Source organism: Arthrobacter sp. MDT1-48-3, assembly GCF_054511015.1.
Window position 1 is genome coordinate 12,253 of the sequence record NZ_JBTNDL010000002.1, and the last position, 15,314, is coordinate 27,566.

Below are 15,314 nucleotides of genomic sequence, written 5' to 3' on the forward strand. Positions count from 1 at the left end.
CCTCCCGGGCGCAGGAAAGGGCGGCCACCTGGAGGCGGCCGCCCTTTCACCGTGCTGGGGCCGAAGGGCTAGGCTCCGACGCGGAACCGCGCGAAGGCCGTGGCCTTGGCGCCGGCGTCCGCGAGGACCGTGGCGACGGACTTCTTCGCGTCCTTGGCGAATGCCTGGTCGACCAGCACACCCTCCTTGAAGAAGCCGGTGAGGCGTCCTTCGACGATCTTCGCCAGGGCCTGCTCGGGCTTGCCCTCGGCGCGTGCGGTCTCGTCGGCGATGCGGCGCTCCGACTCGACGAGCTCGGCGGGAACGTCCTCACGGGTCAGGTAGGTGGGCGAGTACGCAGCGATGTGCACCGCGACGTCGTGCGCGGCCTCGACGGCCCCGTCCCCGGAACCCTCGACGGCGAAGAGCACGCCGACCTGGGCGGGGAGGTCCTTGGACGTCTTGTGCAGGTAGGCGTCGACGATCTGGCCCTCGACGCGGGCGATGCGACGGACGTCGACCTTCTCGCCGAGGAGCGCACCCGCTTCGATGACGTGCTCGGAGACGGGCTTGCCCTCGAGCTCGAACGCCAGGAGCGTCGCGACGTCGGTTGCACCGGATTCGATCGCGGCGGCGAGCACCTTGTTCGAGAAGTCGATGAACGGGCCGGCCTTCGCGACGAAGTCGGTCTCGCAGTTGACCTCGACCATGACGCCGACGGTGCCGTCGACGCGAGCGGCGACGAGGCCCTCGGCGGTCGAGCGGCCCTCGCGCTTCGTCGCGCCCTTCAGGCCCTTGATGCGGATCAGTTCCAGGGCCTTGTCGGCGTCGCCGTTGGCTTCGTCGAGCGCCTTCTTGACGTCCATCATGCCGGCGCCCGTGCGCTCGCGCAGGGCCTTGATGTCAGCGGCAGTGAAATTTGCCATATGAACTCCTAAGTTGATGTGGATCTACGAAGAGCTTCCGCGGGCCTCGGCCCGGGGTACGGACGTTCCGCGACGAACATCCGCGGAACATGCGTAAGGGGCGTGGTTTCACCCACACCCCTTACGCACCGGGAACTACTTGGTGTCGTCTGCCGCGGCTTCGGTGACCGGAGCCACTGCTTCGGGGACTTCCTCGGCGATCGGCGCCTGCAGGCCTGCAGGGGCTTCGTCGGCGGCGGGGGCTGCTGCCTCGGGCGCGGCGGTCCCGGCCTCGGGTGCTGCGTCCGCCTCGGGAGCGGTCGCGGCGTCGGCGTTGCCCTGGAGCAGTTCGCGCTCCCACTCGGCCATCGGCTCTTCGGCCGCGGCGGCTTCGGTGCCGTTGGCACGGTTGTTGCGGGCGATGAGGCCCTCGGCCACGGCGTCCGCGATGACCCGGGTGAGCAGGTTGACGGCGCGGATGGCGTCGTCGTTGCCCGGGATCGGGAAGTCGACCTCGTCGGGATCGCAGTTGGTGTCGAGGATCGCGACGACGGGGATGTTGAGCTTCTTGGCCTCGTCGATCGCGAGGTGTTCCTTCTTGGTGTCGACAACCCAGACGACCGAGGGAGCCTTGGTCAGGTTGCGGATACCACCGAGGTTGCTCTGCAGCTTGGTCAGCTCACGCTTGAGGAGCAGGAGCTCCTTCTTGGTGTGGCCCGAACCGGCGACGTCGTCGAAGTCGATCTCTTCGAGTTCCTTCATGCGCTGGATGCGCTTGGAGACCGTCTGGAAGTTGGTGAGCATGCCACCGAGCCAGCGCTGGTTGACGTAGGGCTGGCCGACGCGGGTCGCCTGGTCGGCGATCGCTTCCTGGGCCTGCTTCTTCGTGCCGACGAAGAGGACGGTTCCGCCGTGGGCGACGGTGGCCTTGACGAACTCGTGCGCGCGGTCGATGTAGCCCAGCGACTGCTGGAGATCGATGATGTAGATGCCGTTGCGCTCGGTGAAGATGAACCGCTTCATCTTCGGGTTCCAACGGCGGGTCTGGTGACCGAAGTGGACGCCGCTGTCGAGCAGCTGGCGCATGGTTACAACTGGCATGTCTGCCTTTCTTCAGCTCCGGCTCAGGCGCAGTGCGCTGCCGGCAGCTTGTTGACGGTTGTCTCAGTACCGGCCGGGGTGGCCGATACATCCTGGTGCCTGTCCGTCGTCGTGGACGTCCCCTCCTCCACCGGACTGGACCGGACCGCAGGGCGGGAACTTCGGCGCCCTCGATGGGCACTGAATCGCAGGCACGCGTAGTCAGCCTGGCGGTCCCATGCCGCGACGGTGCCGGGGGCACGAAGGGAGTGGGAGCAGCAGACTGCTGATGCAAGTGTACTACAGGCGCAGGGCCGGATCCGGCTCGCGCGGACGGCCGGACGGGCGACCGGTCGTCCACATAGACCCCCGGGCCGGTCCGCGCGGACCGGCGCTCCGGCAGGGTCGGGGCATGGACAGCCATCCCCCGCCCCCGGCCGCGTCTTCCGCCGGATCACTGCCGGGCAGGCGTGGACGCCGGTCCCGTCGGGCCGGCCGGTCGCGGCTCGCGCTCCTGGCCCTGCTGCTGGCGACCCTGTCGGTGGGCGGCTCCGGTCTTCCCGCCGCCCCGTCGACGGACCGCGCCACTGGCGCACCGTTCGTGCCGGAGTGGGTCTGGCCACTGGAGCCGCCCCCGGAGGTCCGGCGCCCGTTCGAGGAACCTCCGCAGAAGTGGAAGCGCGGCCACCGCGGCGTCGACCTCGTCGCCGGCGGTGCCGGCACCACCATCGTGAGCCCGGCGGACGGCGTCGTGTCCTTCGCCGGGACGGTGGTGGACCGGGGCGTGCTGTCGATCGACCACGGCGACGGCAGGGTCAGCAGCTTCGAGCCCGTCACCACCGGCCTGGGAAAGGGTGAGCGGGTGCGCAGTGGCGACACCGTGGGCACCCTGTCCGGATCCGGGGTCGGCGGACCGGCGGCCGGGCACTGCGGCGCCCCCTGCCTGCACTGGGGCGTCCGCGTCCACGGCGACTACGTGGACCCGCTGGCCTTCGTGACGGACCGGCGCCCCTCCGTGCTCCTCCCGCTGCACCGTCGGGCGGCGCGGGCGCGGGCCGAGGACGGACTAGACGAAGGCGGCCATGCCCGTGATCGCCCGGCCCGCGACGAGCGTGTTGATCTCCTGGGTGCCCTCGTAGGAGTAGATGGCTTCCGCGTCGGAGAAGATCTTCGCCATCTCGTAGTCCGCGACGATGCCGTTCCCGCCGAGGATGTTGCGCCCGGCCGCGACGCTCTCGCGCATCCGGGCCGTGGTGAAGGCCTTGGCGAGGGCGGACTGCTCGTCCTTGGCCTTGCCCGCGTCCTCGAGCTGGGACAGGCGGACCATCATCCCCATGGAGCTCATCGCGTTGCCGAGGATCTGGACGAGCTGCTGCTGGATGAGCTGGAAGCTGGCGATGGGCCGGCCGAACTGCTCGCGCTCCACGGCATAGCGGCGCGCCACGTCGAAGGCGGCGAGCTGCTGGCCCACGGCCTGCCACCCGACGGCGAGCCTCGTGACCTTCAGGACCTTGTTGGTGTCCCGGAAGCTGTTCGCACCCTTGAGGTGGTAGTCGTCGGAGACGACCACGTCGTCGAGCACGATGTCGGCGTTCTCGACGGTGCGCAGCGCGATCTTGTTCTCGATCTTCGTCGAGGTGAATCCGGGGGTGGTGGTGTCCACCAGGAAGCCCTTGACCTGGTTGTCGGCGAGGTCCCGCGCGTAGACGACCACCCAGTCGGAGAAGGTCGCGTTGCCGATCCAGCGCTTGGCGCCGTTCAGGACCCACGAGCCGCCGTCGCGGCGGGCCGTGGTGCGCGTCCCGCCTGCAACGTCGGAGCCACCGAGCGGCTCCGTCAGGCCGAAGGCGCCGATCTTCTTCAGGGCGTAGATGTCCGGGAGCCATTCCCGCTGCTGCTCCGGGGAGGCGAGGGCTTCGATGGATCCGGTGAACAGGCCGTCGTGGACCCCCAGGAAGGTCGCGAACGACGTGTCCGCCCGGGTGAACTCGGCATGGGTGATACCGGCGAAAAGATTCGAGTAGCCCTGCCGGTGGACGGGGCTCACCGGGTCCAGCTCGGCGATCCGGGGGATGAGCTCCTTGGGGAACGCGCCCTGGTTCCACCACCCGACGGCGTGGGGGCGGACCTCGCGGGTGAGCCAGGCGCGGATCTCGGCCAGCCGGGAACGCTCCTTGTCGGACAGCAGGTCCTCGAAGGCGTAGAAGTCGCCGCCCGGGTACGGCAGGTTGTTGACATCGATCGACGTCTTGCTCATCGGATCCCCTCACTCTGGTCGTCGGTGACCAGCACGCTCCACGCTGACGGTGGCGCGCACGCGGCACGCTCTGCACCCTATGTTACCCGTGAGTAACTTAGTGCGCCAGTGAGTCCGACCGGAGCGGACGGGCACCGAACGACGGATGCGCCACCGCCCGGAAGGAGGTGACGCATCGCATCGGTCGTCATCGACCCGAGGGTAGGGCTGCTGGGGCTTGAACCCAGGACAAACGGATTATGAGTCCGCTGCTCTAACCAGCTGAGCTACAGCCCCCAGGAGCACACTGCTCCCGCAACGCCGGTTCCCGGAACTGATACCCGGGCACCGGACGCAGGTCTCATTGTAGGCGGACCGCATCGACCCCGGTGTCCGCGGAGCCGCCGGGGAGATCCCCTGCGGGAAGGGTCCCGTAATACAGTCCCTCGAAGGTGGCCAGCGTGACGTCGATGTCGTGCTTGCCCACCAGGGCGCGGCTCGCCGCCCCCATCTTCTGCTGGTCCTCGCGGGACATCTCGAGGATCTCCGTGATGCGCCGGCCCAGGTCCGCCGAGTCGCCGGGCGCGAACAGGAATCCGTTCTCGCCGTCGGACACCAGGTGCGGGAGCGCCATGGCGTCGGCAAGCAGGACCGGGGTGGATGCGGACATCGCCTCGAGCGTCACGAGCGACTGCAGCTCGGCGGTACCCGGCTGGCAGAACAGCGACGCACGGATATAGCTCTTGCGCAGTTCGTCGTCGTCGACGAGCCCCCGGAAGGTCACGCGGTCGCTGATGCCCAGCCGGGCCGCCTGCGCCTGCAGCGCGGGCTTCACCTCGCCCCCGCCGACGATCTCGAGGTGGACTTGCAGGTGTTCCGGGGTCCTGGCGACGGCGTCGATCAGCACGTCGACGTGCTTCTCCTCCGCGAGGCGCCCCACGAAGAGGACCGTGGGATGGTCGTGCGGCTCGATGCTCTCGCCCGGCTGGAGCTCGTATGCCGACGAGTCGATCCCGTTGGACACGGGGAGCACCTCGGTCAGGAACGCGTGGTCGTGCATGGCCTTGGCCGCCAGGGGCGTGGGCGTCGTGACGGCGGCCGCCTTGCCCATGACCTTGCCCATGTCCTTCCAGGAGTTCTTCGCGATGACCCTCTTCAGCCACCCGGGGAACGGCAGGAAGGGATTCAGGTTCTCCGGCATGAAGTGGTTGGTGGCCACCACGCGGATGCCCCGCTTCACGGCTTCGTAGAGGGTGTACTCCCCCACCATGTAGTGGCACTGGATGTGCACGACGTCGGGCTGGACCTGGTCGAAGAGCAGGCTGATGTCACGCTTGATTTCCCACGGGTAGCAGATGCGCCAGTAGTCGTGCGTGGGGACGCTGTGCGAGCGGAGGCGGTGCACCGTCCAGTCCCCGCCCGGTTCGGTGAAGCTGCGGCCGTTGGAGTCCCGGGGCGCGAGGACGTGCACGTCGTGTCCACGCCCCGTCATGCCCTTCGCCAGCCGGTAGCCGAACTGGGCTGCGCCGTTCACGTTGGGCGGGTACGTGTCCGCCGCGATCAGGATGGTCAGGGGCTTGTAATCAGCCGGGTAACTCACGCGTGGATCCCCTACGTCGGTGTGCTGGACGGAACTGCAACGGGTCTGTCAGCGCTGTCGCTTCACGACATCGGGATGATGGCGGGACAGCGCGATGACCCCCACAATAGCAACGAGGGCCGCCGCGCCCATGCCCAGCGCGGTCACCGTCTGCACGTCCGGCTGGAGTTCGTCGAGGATGGTGATGCCGACGGCGATCCCGACGATCGGGTCGATCACCGTGAGTCCCGCGATCACCAGGTCGGGCGGACCCGTGGCGTAGGCGCTCTGCACGAACCACGATCCGAGGGCCGCTGCCGCGACGAGCGCCACGACGGTCAGGACCGGGACGTTGAGCAGGAAACGGCCGTTCGGGTCGAGCAGATGACTCGCGACGATCTTGGTCAGGACGGCCACGAACCCGAACAGCACGCCGGCTCCCAGGATGTAGGCGAAGGCATTGAGGCGGTGCCTGCCGAACACCGCGAGGGAGCCGAAGATCACGACGGCGGCTCCGAGCAGCAGCACCACGGAGAGTTCCTGCGCGGGATCGATGGCATGGTTCGCCCGCGTGACGTTCACGGCGAGCAGCACGAACAGCGCACTGCCTGCGACGCACGCGCTGATCGCGGCGACCGTCGGCCGGTTGATGCGGATGCCCTGGTCCCGGGAGTTGACGATCGTGGTGATCACGAGCGCTATCGCTCCGATCGGCTGGACCACCGTCAGGCTCGCCAGGGACAGGGCGACGACGTTCAGGGCCGTGCCCGTCCCCAGCAGGAAGAGGCCGAGCAGCCAGCGCGGGTTGGCGAGGAGCCTCGCGAGTCCGGACGAGCTGAGGGACAGGCCGCCCGTGTTCGCCCGGACGGCGCTGCCCTGCCGCTGCGCTCCGAACGCGAGGAAGACCGCGCCGAGCAGCGCGAGCATGATCGCTAGGACGGGCACGACTGCTGCTCGGCCCGCTCCAGCCGGTACTTTCGATGGGCGGCCCGGAAGTAGGCGACGAACGCGACGAGGTGCAGCACGCACCCGGCCGCGAGCAGCCCCTGCGCCACGGCGAGGATCCAGGCGTGCCCGAATCCCTCGACGCGGTGCAGCAGGAGCAGGGGGGCTCCGACGAGGAGCAGCGCCGTGCGGACCTTTCCGACGGTGGCCACGGGCAGATGCAGGGGGCCGCGGAACAGCACCAGTGCGTTGATGATGAGGATGACGTCGGGGATGACGATGGTCCAGACGAGCCACGCGGGGGCGATGCCGTCCACCACGAAGGTGACCGCAATGACGATCAGTGCGGTGCGGTCCGCCACCGGGTCGAGCCACTTGCCGACGGTCGACACCTGGTTGAAGCGCCGGGCGACGTAGCCGTCCACCCAGTCGGTGGAGCCGACGACCACGAGGGTGAGGACGGCCGCCCCGTAGCGCTGCTGGGTGATGAGGAGGACGAACAGCGGGACGCCGAGGAACCGGACGAGCGTGATGATGTTGGGCAGGGTCCATGCCGTCGAGAGAACAGTCCCCTCGCTGCCGGGCCGTGTCCCGGCCCCGATCAATCGCATCACCCGTGCCTCCCCACCCCATTATGCAGGCCGGCGGCCGCTCTCCTGCGACTCTCCCCGCGTGCTGCGGGTCGGATCACGGGCGGGCGGCCGCCGTCGGATCTGCCTGGTACTACCTGCTGAGGAGCCTGCGCAGCAGCACGAGCAGGGCCGCGACGGAGGCGGCGAGGACGCTCAGCGGCTTCCAGCGGTCGGCGAGGCTCGTGTTGTGGGGCACGTCGCGGCGCACCGCGACGGCGGCGACCGCTCCGTCGCCCTTCGAGCCGTCCGATGCCGCACCGCTCTGGGGCGAGCGGTGCCTGCCCTTGCCGAAACGTGACGCGATGTCCACGCGGGCGCCGAGGGAATCCCGCGCCTCGGCGATGTGGGTGCGGCGCTCGCCCGAGCGGCCGCGCAGTTCCTCGTACGACGGCGTCGGCTCCTTGGGCTTGGTGTCCTTGGCGACATCGTCCTTGCCCGACGTGTCGTCCTTCGGCTTCTTGACGTCCAGGGTCGCGGGGTCGAAGCTGCGGCCCTCCTTCAGCACGCCGAGATCGTAGCGGATGCCGCGGATGGCGTCCTGCGGCACCAGCGGGAGCTGCTTCTTCAGGCGCGACACACCGATCAGGGCGAGGATGCCGGCGAGCACGAGGAACAGCAGGGCCACCAGCAGGGCGGCCAGCCAGGCCGGCATGATCTCCGCGAGGCCCATGATGGCGGCGACGACGAGTGCGACGGCGAAGAACAGGACGAGGACGAGTGCGACCACGAGGAACGCGGCGGCGATTCCCGCCTTGATCCCCTTCTGCTTCATTTGCTCGAGTGCGATCGAGAACTCGTCGCTGACCTGTCGCGGCGTCAGGCGTGCCAGGAGCCTGAGGAGTCCAAACAGCGAGAGCGAGCCCGTGGACCGCTTGCCGCGCGTACTAGCCGAGCTGTTCATAGGCCCTGCCTCCATTCGTGTGGATCTTGCTGGAAATTCGCTGAACCAAAATTACCACCGGGCGGCTGCCCGGGTTCCGCCACCCGGCGGCCCTGCTGATGCGGGACCGCAGGGCTCCCGGTGCGCTAGTGCCGGCGCCGTCAGGCGGACGTCAGCTCCGCGTTGTCCTCGAGGTCCTTGCCGGCGAACTCGGGGAGCCTGGTCCGGACGAAGACGAAGGAGAGGATTGCGAAGACCGTGAACGCCGCGTACATCGTCCAGAGGCCGAGGTTCTCGCTGACCCACGGGAAGGTCAGGGTGACGATGAAGTTGAAGACCCAGTTGACCATCGTGGCGACGCCCAGCGCGATCGACCGGATGCGGTTCGGGAACATCTCGCCGAGGGTGACCCACATGACCGGGCCCCACGTGGCCGCGAAGAAGATGACGAAGAGGTTCGCGCCGACGAGCGCGATGGGCCCCCAGGCGCCGGGGAGCGTGATGTCCTCGCCGGATCCGTCGGCCTGCAAAAAGGCGAGAGTCGCGGCGAGGAGCCCGACGGCCATGCCGACCGAACCGATGAGGAGCAGTCTCCGCCGTCCGACGCGGTCGACGAAGAAGATCGCGACGAAGGTCATGGCGACGTTGATGATCGAGGTGATCACGGACGTCGTGAAGGAGTCGCCCTCGCTGAAGCCGACCGACTTCCAGAGCGTCGTCGAGTAGTAGAAGATCGCGTTGATGCCCACCAGCTGCTGCAGTGCCGCGATGGCCATGCCGATCCACAGGATGGGCTGCAGGCCGAAGGCCGGCCCGCGGAGGTCGCGGTAGCTCGCCCGGTCCTCGCGCTCGAAGCTCTCCCTGATCTGCCGGATCTTGCCGGTGGTGTCCCCGACTCCGGAGACCCGCGACAGGATGCGCGCGGCCTCCTCGTCCCGACCGGCCCGGATGAGGAACTGGGGGGATTCGGGGATGATCAGTGCCAGGACCCCGTAGACGACCGCCGGTACGACGCCGACCAGCAGCATCCAGCGCCAGGCGGACAGTCCCCACCAGAGTTCGCCACCCGCGCCTCCGGCAGCGTTCGCGAGCGAGGCGTCGGACAGCAGGGCCGCGAAGATGCCGATCGTGATGGCCAGCTGCTGCACCGATGCCAGTCCGCCCCGCCACTTGGAGGGTGCGATCTCCGCGATGTAGCCGGGGACGATCACCGAGGCGATGCCGATCGCGAGGCCGCCGACGAGGCGCCAGGCCATGAGGTCCCATTCGGAGAAGGCGTAGGCCGAACCGGCGGAGTTGACCGCGAAGAGGATGGCCGCCGCGACCATGACCTTCTTCCGGCCCCACCGGTCGGCGAGGCCTCCGGCGAACCAGGCGCCGGCAGCGCAGCCGAGCAGCGTGATGGCCACCGTGAAGCCGAGGACACTGGCGCTCAGGTCGAAGTCGGCCTGGATGGAGTCCACCGCACCGTTGATGACGGCCGTGTCGAAGCCGAACAGGAGCCCTCCGACGGCGGCCGCGACCGTGATCCCGATGACCCGTGCGAGGTGCCGTGGTGACTGCCCTGTGTCCTGGCCGGTGTCGTTCGCGCTCATGTTCCGTTCTCCCTGCTCGTTCCGTCCTCCTCACCCTACGTCAATCCGAAGCGTGCTTAGCAGCGATTCGCCAGCGCTCGTACGGGCCCGCCTCCTGCCCGGAGGGTTGACGGGCGGCATAGGATGGCAGGGTCATTGATTCGCCGCAGCAACCAAATACTCCCCTTCCGGGAGGCTGGTCGCACAGCAGGGCCGCTCCGCCGTCGTCGCCGGGCCGCCGCCGCGGTCGATGCCGTCCCCGCACCATCACGTCCTCGTCACCCGGCAGCACGTCCCGTTCCGTTAGGCAGCATCTTGAGCACCATTTCCCACCCCGGCGACACCCTCTCCCGCCGCGAGAAGATCATCTACGTCTTCATCCTCGGCACCCTGACGGCCCTCGGCCCCTTCACGATCGACCTCTACCTCCCCGCCTTCCCCGCGCTGCGGTCCGACCTCGGCGTCTCCGAGGCCGCGGTCCAGCTGACCCTCACCGGGACGATCATCGGTTTCGCCGGCGGCCAGCTCCTCGTGGGCCCCCTCAGCGACAAGATCGGCCGGCGCCTCCCGCTCATCCTCGCGACCACGCTCCACGTCGGAGCCTCCATCGGTGCGGCGTCCTCCGAGGACATCACCATGCTGATGGTGTTCCGCGTGCTGCAGGGCATCGGCGCGGCAGGCGGCGGCGTGGTGGCGATGGCCATGGTGCGGGACCTCTTCGGCGGCTACACCCTGGTGCGGATGCTTTCCTACATGGCACTCGTCAACGGGATGGCTCCCATCTTCGCCCCGGTGATCGGCTCGCAGCTTCTCCTGCTGTTCCCCTGGCCCGGCATCTTCTGGTTCCTCGCGTGCTACGGCGTGCTCGTGATCCTCGCGGTGTCGCTGTTCATCATCGAGACCCTGCCCCGGGAGAACCGCCGGCGGTCCGGGCTCACGGTCGTGCAGCGCTACCGCGCGGTGCTCGGCGACCGGATCTTCATCGGCATCCTGCTGGTCGGCGGCATGAACTTCTCCGGGCTCTTCTCCTACCTGTCCGCGTCGCCGTTCCTCTTCCAGGGGCCGTACGGGCTGAACGAGCAGCAGTACGGCCTGCTGTTCGCGATCAACTCCCTGGGTATCGTGGCGGGCGTCCAGATCAGCTCGCGCGTCCTCAGGCGCGTCGGTCCGCAGTGGGTCATCGCCATGGCCACCGTGGTTCAGCTGGTCATGGCGCTGCTCATCATCGCCTTCGACCAGTTGGGCCTCGGGTTCTGGGGCACGGCGCTCCCGCTCTGGTTCTACATCATGGCGACGGGCTTCATCTTCCCCTGCGTCCAGGTCCTCGCACTCATCAACAACGGGGCCCAGGCCGGGACGGCCGCCTCGCTGCTCGGCGCGGTGACCTTCGGGACGGCGGGCGTCATCTCCCCCCTCGTCGGCCTGCTGGGCGAGGGCATCGAGTCGGCCACGCCGATGGCGCTGGTCATGGCCGCCTGCATCGCCCTCGCCGTGACGTTCCTCTGGGTCGTCGTCCGCCCGAGGACGGTGCCGGCCCTGCAGTGACGCCGGCCGATGCGTCGCGCTGTGGCGCCCGCATCGTGCGGAGGACGCCTGCAGGGCACGGAACGCCGCCGCCCTCCTGCAGCCTGCGCACAGGGCGGGAGGAGGCGGTCAGGCCGCTGCGGACTCCGGTTCCGCGTCCGCAGGCAGTGCCTCTGCCGCCTTGGCGATGTTCCGGGCCATCGCCGTGAAGATGAAGCCGTGGAACGGCAGTACCGCGAGCCAGTAGAGCCTGCCCGAGAGGCCCTGCGGGAAGAAGACCGCCCGCTGGTAGTAGGAACTGCCGGAACCGTCCGGCGCCACCCGGAACTCCAGCCAGGCACGGCCGGGGACCTTCATCTCGGCGCGGAGCCGGAGCCGCTCGCCCCGGACGAGTTCCTCCACCCGCCAGAAGTCGAGCGCCTCCCCGGTGAGGAGTTCCTTCGCGTCGCGTCGGCCACGCCGCAGGCCCACGCCGCCGGCGAGCTTGTCCATCCAGCCGCGCGCCGCCCAGCCGACCGGCCAGGAGTACCAGCCGTTCTCACCGCCGATACCCTCGACGACGCTCCACAGCTGCTGCGGGGAGGCCGTGGAGCTGTAGGTCTGGACATCCGTGAAGACCGTGTGGCCTGCCCACTGGGGGTCCGAGGGCAGGGGGTCCGCCTCGGTGTCGATCTGCGAGGCGCCGGCCCAGCTCGTCTCCACCTCTCCCCCGCGCATCTTGCCGAGCGCGAGGTCCACCGACCGGCGGTACCCGGTCAGACCGCCCTCGGGGACGCCGATGTACCGGTCGATGTCGTGTTCGGCGGTGACGGCGTCGTGCTGCAGCGACTCGATGAGCGGCATGGCCATGGCGCGCGGGATGGGCGTGACGAGGTTCACCCAGTGTCCGGCGAGGCGCGGCGTGAGGACCGGCAGGGCCAGGATCTTCCGGCGCGGCAGTCCTGCGGCCTCCGCGTACTGGTTCATCATCTCGGCGTAGGTCAGGACCTCCCGTGACCCGATGTCGAACGTCCGGTTCAGGTCCTCGGCGAGGTCGAGTGCGCCGACGAGGTAGTGGATGACGTCGCGGACCGCGATCGGCTCGATGTGGTTCAGGACCCACTTCGGCGCGGGCATCACGGGCAGGACGTCGGAGAGGTGGCGGATCATCTCGAAGGACGCCGAGCCGGACCCGATGACGACACCGGCCTGGAAGGCGACGGTCGGTGTGCCGGACTCGAGGAGGATCCTGCCCACCTGGGTGCGCGAGCGCATGTGGGTGGACAGCTCGACGCCGTCGGGGTGCAGGCCGCCGAGGTAGACGATGCGACGGACACCGGCCTCGGTGGCCGCTCGGGCGACCGTGGCCGCGATGTCGGCCTCACGCCGGTCGAAGTTCCGCCCCGAGCCCATCGAGTGGACCAGGTAGTAGAGGGTGTCCACGCCCTGGCTCGCCTGCCGCATGGTGTCGACGTCCTGCAGGTCGCCCTGCACGATGTCCACGGAGCCGGCCCAGGGGACGTCCTTGAGCTTCTGTGGCGACCGGACGATCACGCGCACGCGGCGCCCCTCGGCGACGAGTTTGGTGACGAGCCGCCCGCCGATGTATCCCGTTGCTCCGGTGACCAGGATGAGCTTGCCCGCGTTGTCCATGGGCACAGCCTACGCTCGCCCCCTGACAGCCTCCTGGCCGGTAGCCCGTAGGGGTCCACGCCCGGCCGCCTCTGCGACAGGTCGTGTCCGCGCGCCACGGGCGGGCGGGCAAGAAGAATGCCCCTGACCCGTGTTTCCACAGGTCAGGGGCATATTTGCTCCTCCGACTGGACTTGAACCAGTAACCCTTCGATTAACAGTCGAATGCTCTGCCAATTGAGCTACGGAGGAAAGCGCGAGTACTACTTTACATAGCTTCCGGGGGGAAGTGAAATCGGGGCCGGCTCACTCCTCGCGGAGCTGCCGCCGCTGCATCTCGAGCTCCATCAGATCGCGTTGCAGCTGGTTGTAGAGGGCCGGGTCGGCCGCGGGATCCATGCGCTGGAGCTGCCCGAGCTTCTCGGCCTTCTGCTGCGTGATCCGCAGCTCGGTCAGCCGGTTCAGGATGTCGCGGCAGTACATCACCATGGCGTCGGCGTCCTTCGCCGGCAGGGGCCGGACGGCCAGCTCGCTGACGAGGGGACGCAGGACGTCCGGGACGCCCTCCCGCACGGATTCCACCCATCGCGACAGCTCCGCACCCGCCGCCCCCGCCGCGAGGACCGCGTTGTGCAGCGCCTCGTAGACCGGGACGGTGAAGCGGGACGTGGAGAAGCTCTCCCACTGCGCCGCAGTGAGGAGGGTGGGTTGCTGGAGCACCACCTCGAGCGCCTCCCGCTCCATCCGGGCGATGGGATCCCGCGGATCGGGCCGCTCGAAGTACGGCTCGCCCGGGGTGGCGGACGCCACGGACGCGGGGGACCCCGACGCGGCGCCGGCGGGGTCCGTCGGCCCGGACCCCGCACCGCCCTGCTGCCCGGGGTTCCCCTGCTGGCCCTGCTGACGGCCGTTGGACGTGTGCCCGGAGCTGCCCTCGCGGCGCGCCGCGGCGGCCACAGCACGGGCCACCTGGTCCTCGCCGACGTACTGCATGCCGAGCCAGCGCGAGAGCTCACGGGTGTACGTGGACCGCAGCGACACGTCGCGGATCTGGGCGACGATCGGGGCGGCATGGCGCAGGGCCTTCACCTGGCCCTCGCCCGAGGAGAGGTCGAAGTTCCCGAAGGACGCCTTGATGGCGAACTCGAACAGGGGACGGCGGTCGGCGATGAGGGCGCGCACGGCGTCGTCGCCGCGGGTCTGCCGCAGCTCGCACGGGTCGGCTCCGGACGCCTCCACGGCGACGTAGGTCTGGGAGTTGAACCGCTGGTCCTCCTCGAACGCACGCAGCGCGGCCTTCTGGCCCGCCGCATCGCCGTCGAAGGTGAAGATCACCTCGCCCCCGGTGCCGTCGTCGGACAGGAGCCTGCGGGCGATCTTGATGTGGTCGGTGCCGAAGGCCGTGCCGCAGGTCGCGACGGCGGTGGCGACCCCGGCCAGGTGGCATGCCATGACGTCGGTGTACCCCTCGACGACGACGAGCTGCCGGTTCTTGGCGATCTCCCGCTTGGCGAGGTCGATGCCGTACAGCACCTGGGACTTCTTGTAGAGGGAGGTCTCGGGGGTGTTGAGGTACTTCGGCCCCTGGTCGTCCTCGTAGAGCTTCCGCGCCCCGAACCCGACGGTGTCACCGGTGATGTCGCGGATCGGCCAGATGAGGCGTCCGCGGAAGCGGTCGTAGAACCGGCCGGGATTGCTCGAGGAAGCGCTGAACATGCCGGTCAGCTTCAGCTCGTCGAGGGTGAAGCCCCGCCCGGTGAGGTGGTTCAGGAGCGTGTCCCACCCCTGCGGCGCGTAGCCGACGCCGAACTGCTCCGCGGCAGCGCGGTCGAAACCGCGCTCCTGCAGGAACTGCCGGGCCGTGGCGGCCGCCGGGGTGAGGAGCTGGTCGCGGTAGAACTCCGCCGCGATCTTATGGGCGTCGAGCAGTCGCTGCCGCCTGCCCACATCCTCGCGGCGGGGCCCGGTGCCGCCGTCCTCGTAGTGCAGTTCGAAGCCGATGCGTGCGGCGAGCTTCTCGACGGTCTCGCTGAAGGACGTGTGGTCCAGCTTCTGCACGAAGGAGATGACGTCGCCGCCCTCACCACAGCCGAAGCAGTGGTAGGAACCCATCTGCGGACGGACGTGGAAGGACGGGGACCGCTCGTCGTGGAAGGGACACAGCCCCTTCCACGAGCCGATCCCCGCGGACTTCAGGGTGACGTAGGCGTCGACCACTTCCTTGATGTCGGTGCGCTGGCGTACCTCATCGATGTCTTCCCGCTTGATGAGTCCGGCCATGGAACCCAGTTTAGGCCCGCCCCACCGACACCCTGACCGGCACGGGAGGGGACGTGCGCAACGCCTCGCCGCGTCCCGGTCGCAGCGCG

The 15,314-nt window shown here is 69.1% G+C and carries 11 protein-coding genes, 2 tRNA genes and 1 pseudogene; 2 read left to right on the top strand and 12 right to left on the bottom strand.

What is annotated here, in order from left to right; translation table 11 throughout:
- Window positions 1–68: 68 nt before the first annotated feature.
- Together tsf and rpsB are read right to left on the bottom strand one after the other, a co-directional pair.
- On the bottom strand, window positions 69–905 hold the full coding sequence (tsf, locus tag ACX80L_RS05025) for a translation elongation factor Ts (protein ID WP_133082164.1): 837 nt from the start codon (window positions 903–905) through the stop codon (window positions 69–71).
- Window positions 906–1,040: 135 nt separating this feature from the next.
- Window positions 1,041–1,985, bottom strand: a complete 945-nt coding sequence (rpsB, locus tag ACX80L_RS05030) for a 30S ribosomal protein S2 (RefSeq protein WP_133082163.1) — start codon at window positions 1,983–1,985, stop codon at window positions 1,041–1,043.
- A 391-nt stretch (window positions 1,986–2,376) separates the two neighbouring features.
- Between rpsB and ACX80L_RS05035 the strand changes: the two are divergent.
- Window positions 2,377–2,889 (top strand): annotated as a pseudogene (locus ACX80L_RS05035) (peptidoglycan DD-metalloendopeptidase family protein); the annotation flags it as partial.
- Window positions 2,890–3,030: 141 nt separating this feature from the next.
- Here ACX80L_RS05035 and ACX80L_RS05040 read toward each other — a convergent pair.
- From ACX80L_RS05040 to ACX80L_RS05070, 7 genes are all read right to left on the bottom strand, one after another.
- Complete coding sequence (locus ACX80L_RS05040) at window positions 3,031–4,221, bottom strand: acyl-CoA dehydrogenase family protein (protein WP_208740760.1); 1,191 nt, start codon at window positions 4,219–4,221, stop codon at window positions 3,031–3,033.
- Window positions 4,222–4,423: 202 nt separating this feature from the next.
- Window positions 4,424–4,497: transfer RNA gene (locus tag ACX80L_RS05045), tRNA-Ile, on the bottom strand.
- A 64-nt stretch (window positions 4,498–4,561) separates the two neighbouring features.
- Window positions 4,562–5,800, bottom strand: a complete 1,239-nt coding sequence (locus tag ACX80L_RS05050) for a glycosyltransferase (RefSeq protein WP_459288114.1) — start codon at window positions 5,798–5,800, stop codon at window positions 4,562–4,564.
- Between the two features lie 48 nt (window positions 5,801–5,848).
- Window positions 5,849–6,706 carry a DMT family transporter gene (locus tag ACX80L_RS05055; protein WP_459288787.1) on the bottom strand — a complete coding sequence of 286 codons (858 nt, stop codon included), beginning with the start codon at window positions 6,704–6,706 and terminating at the stop codon, window positions 5,849–5,851.
- Between the two features lie 5 nt (window positions 6,707–6,711).
- A complete protein-coding gene (locus tag ACX80L_RS05060; RefSeq protein WP_459288789.1) occupies window positions 6,712–7,335 on the bottom strand; it encodes a CDP-alcohol phosphatidyltransferase family protein in 624 nt (207 codons plus the stop codon).
- Window positions 7,336–7,447: 112 nt separating this feature from the next.
- On the bottom strand, window positions 7,448–8,257 hold the full coding sequence (locus ACX80L_RS05065) for a phage holin family protein (protein WP_133082159.1): 810 nt from the start codon (window positions 8,255–8,257) through the stop codon (window positions 7,448–7,450).
- Window positions 8,258–8,397: 140 nt separating this feature from the next.
- The gene (locus ACX80L_RS05070) at window positions 8,398–9,831 is read right to left on the bottom strand and encodes a sugar porter family MFS transporter (protein ID WP_208740752.1); all 1,434 of its coding nucleotides are present in this window, start codon (window positions 9,829–9,831) and stop codon (window positions 8,398–8,400) included.
- 294 nt (window positions 9,832–10,125) lie between these two features.
- On the opposite strand from ACX80L_RS05070, the gene ACX80L_RS05075 reads away from it, so the two are divergent.
- The gene (locus tag ACX80L_RS05075; protein ID WP_133082157.1) at window positions 10,126–11,355 is read left to right on the top strand and encodes a multidrug effflux MFS transporter; all 1,230 of its coding nucleotides are present in this window, start codon (window positions 10,126–10,128) and stop codon (window positions 11,353–11,355) included.
- Window positions 11,356–11,463: 108 nt separating this feature from the next.
- Here the strand turns inward: ACX80L_RS05075 and ACX80L_RS05080 are convergent, their stop codons facing one another.
- The 3 genes from ACX80L_RS05080 to dnaG form a co-directional block, all read right to left on the bottom strand.
- Window positions 11,464–12,966, bottom strand: a complete 1,503-nt coding sequence (locus tag ACX80L_RS05080; protein ID WP_133082156.1) for a DUF2867 domain-containing protein — start codon at window positions 12,964–12,966, stop codon at window positions 11,464–11,466.
- 158 nt (window positions 12,967–13,124) lie between these two features.
- Window positions 13,125–13,197, bottom strand: a tRNA-Asn gene (locus ACX80L_RS05085).
- A gap of 54 nt (window positions 13,198–13,251) precedes the next feature.
- Window positions 13,252–15,225: a DNA primase gene (dnaG, locus tag ACX80L_RS05090; RefSeq protein ID WP_459269234.1), complete on the bottom strand. Its 1,974-nt coding sequence runs from the start codon at window positions 15,223–15,225 to the stop codon at window positions 13,252–13,254.
- Window positions 15,226–15,314: the final 89 nt, after the last annotated feature.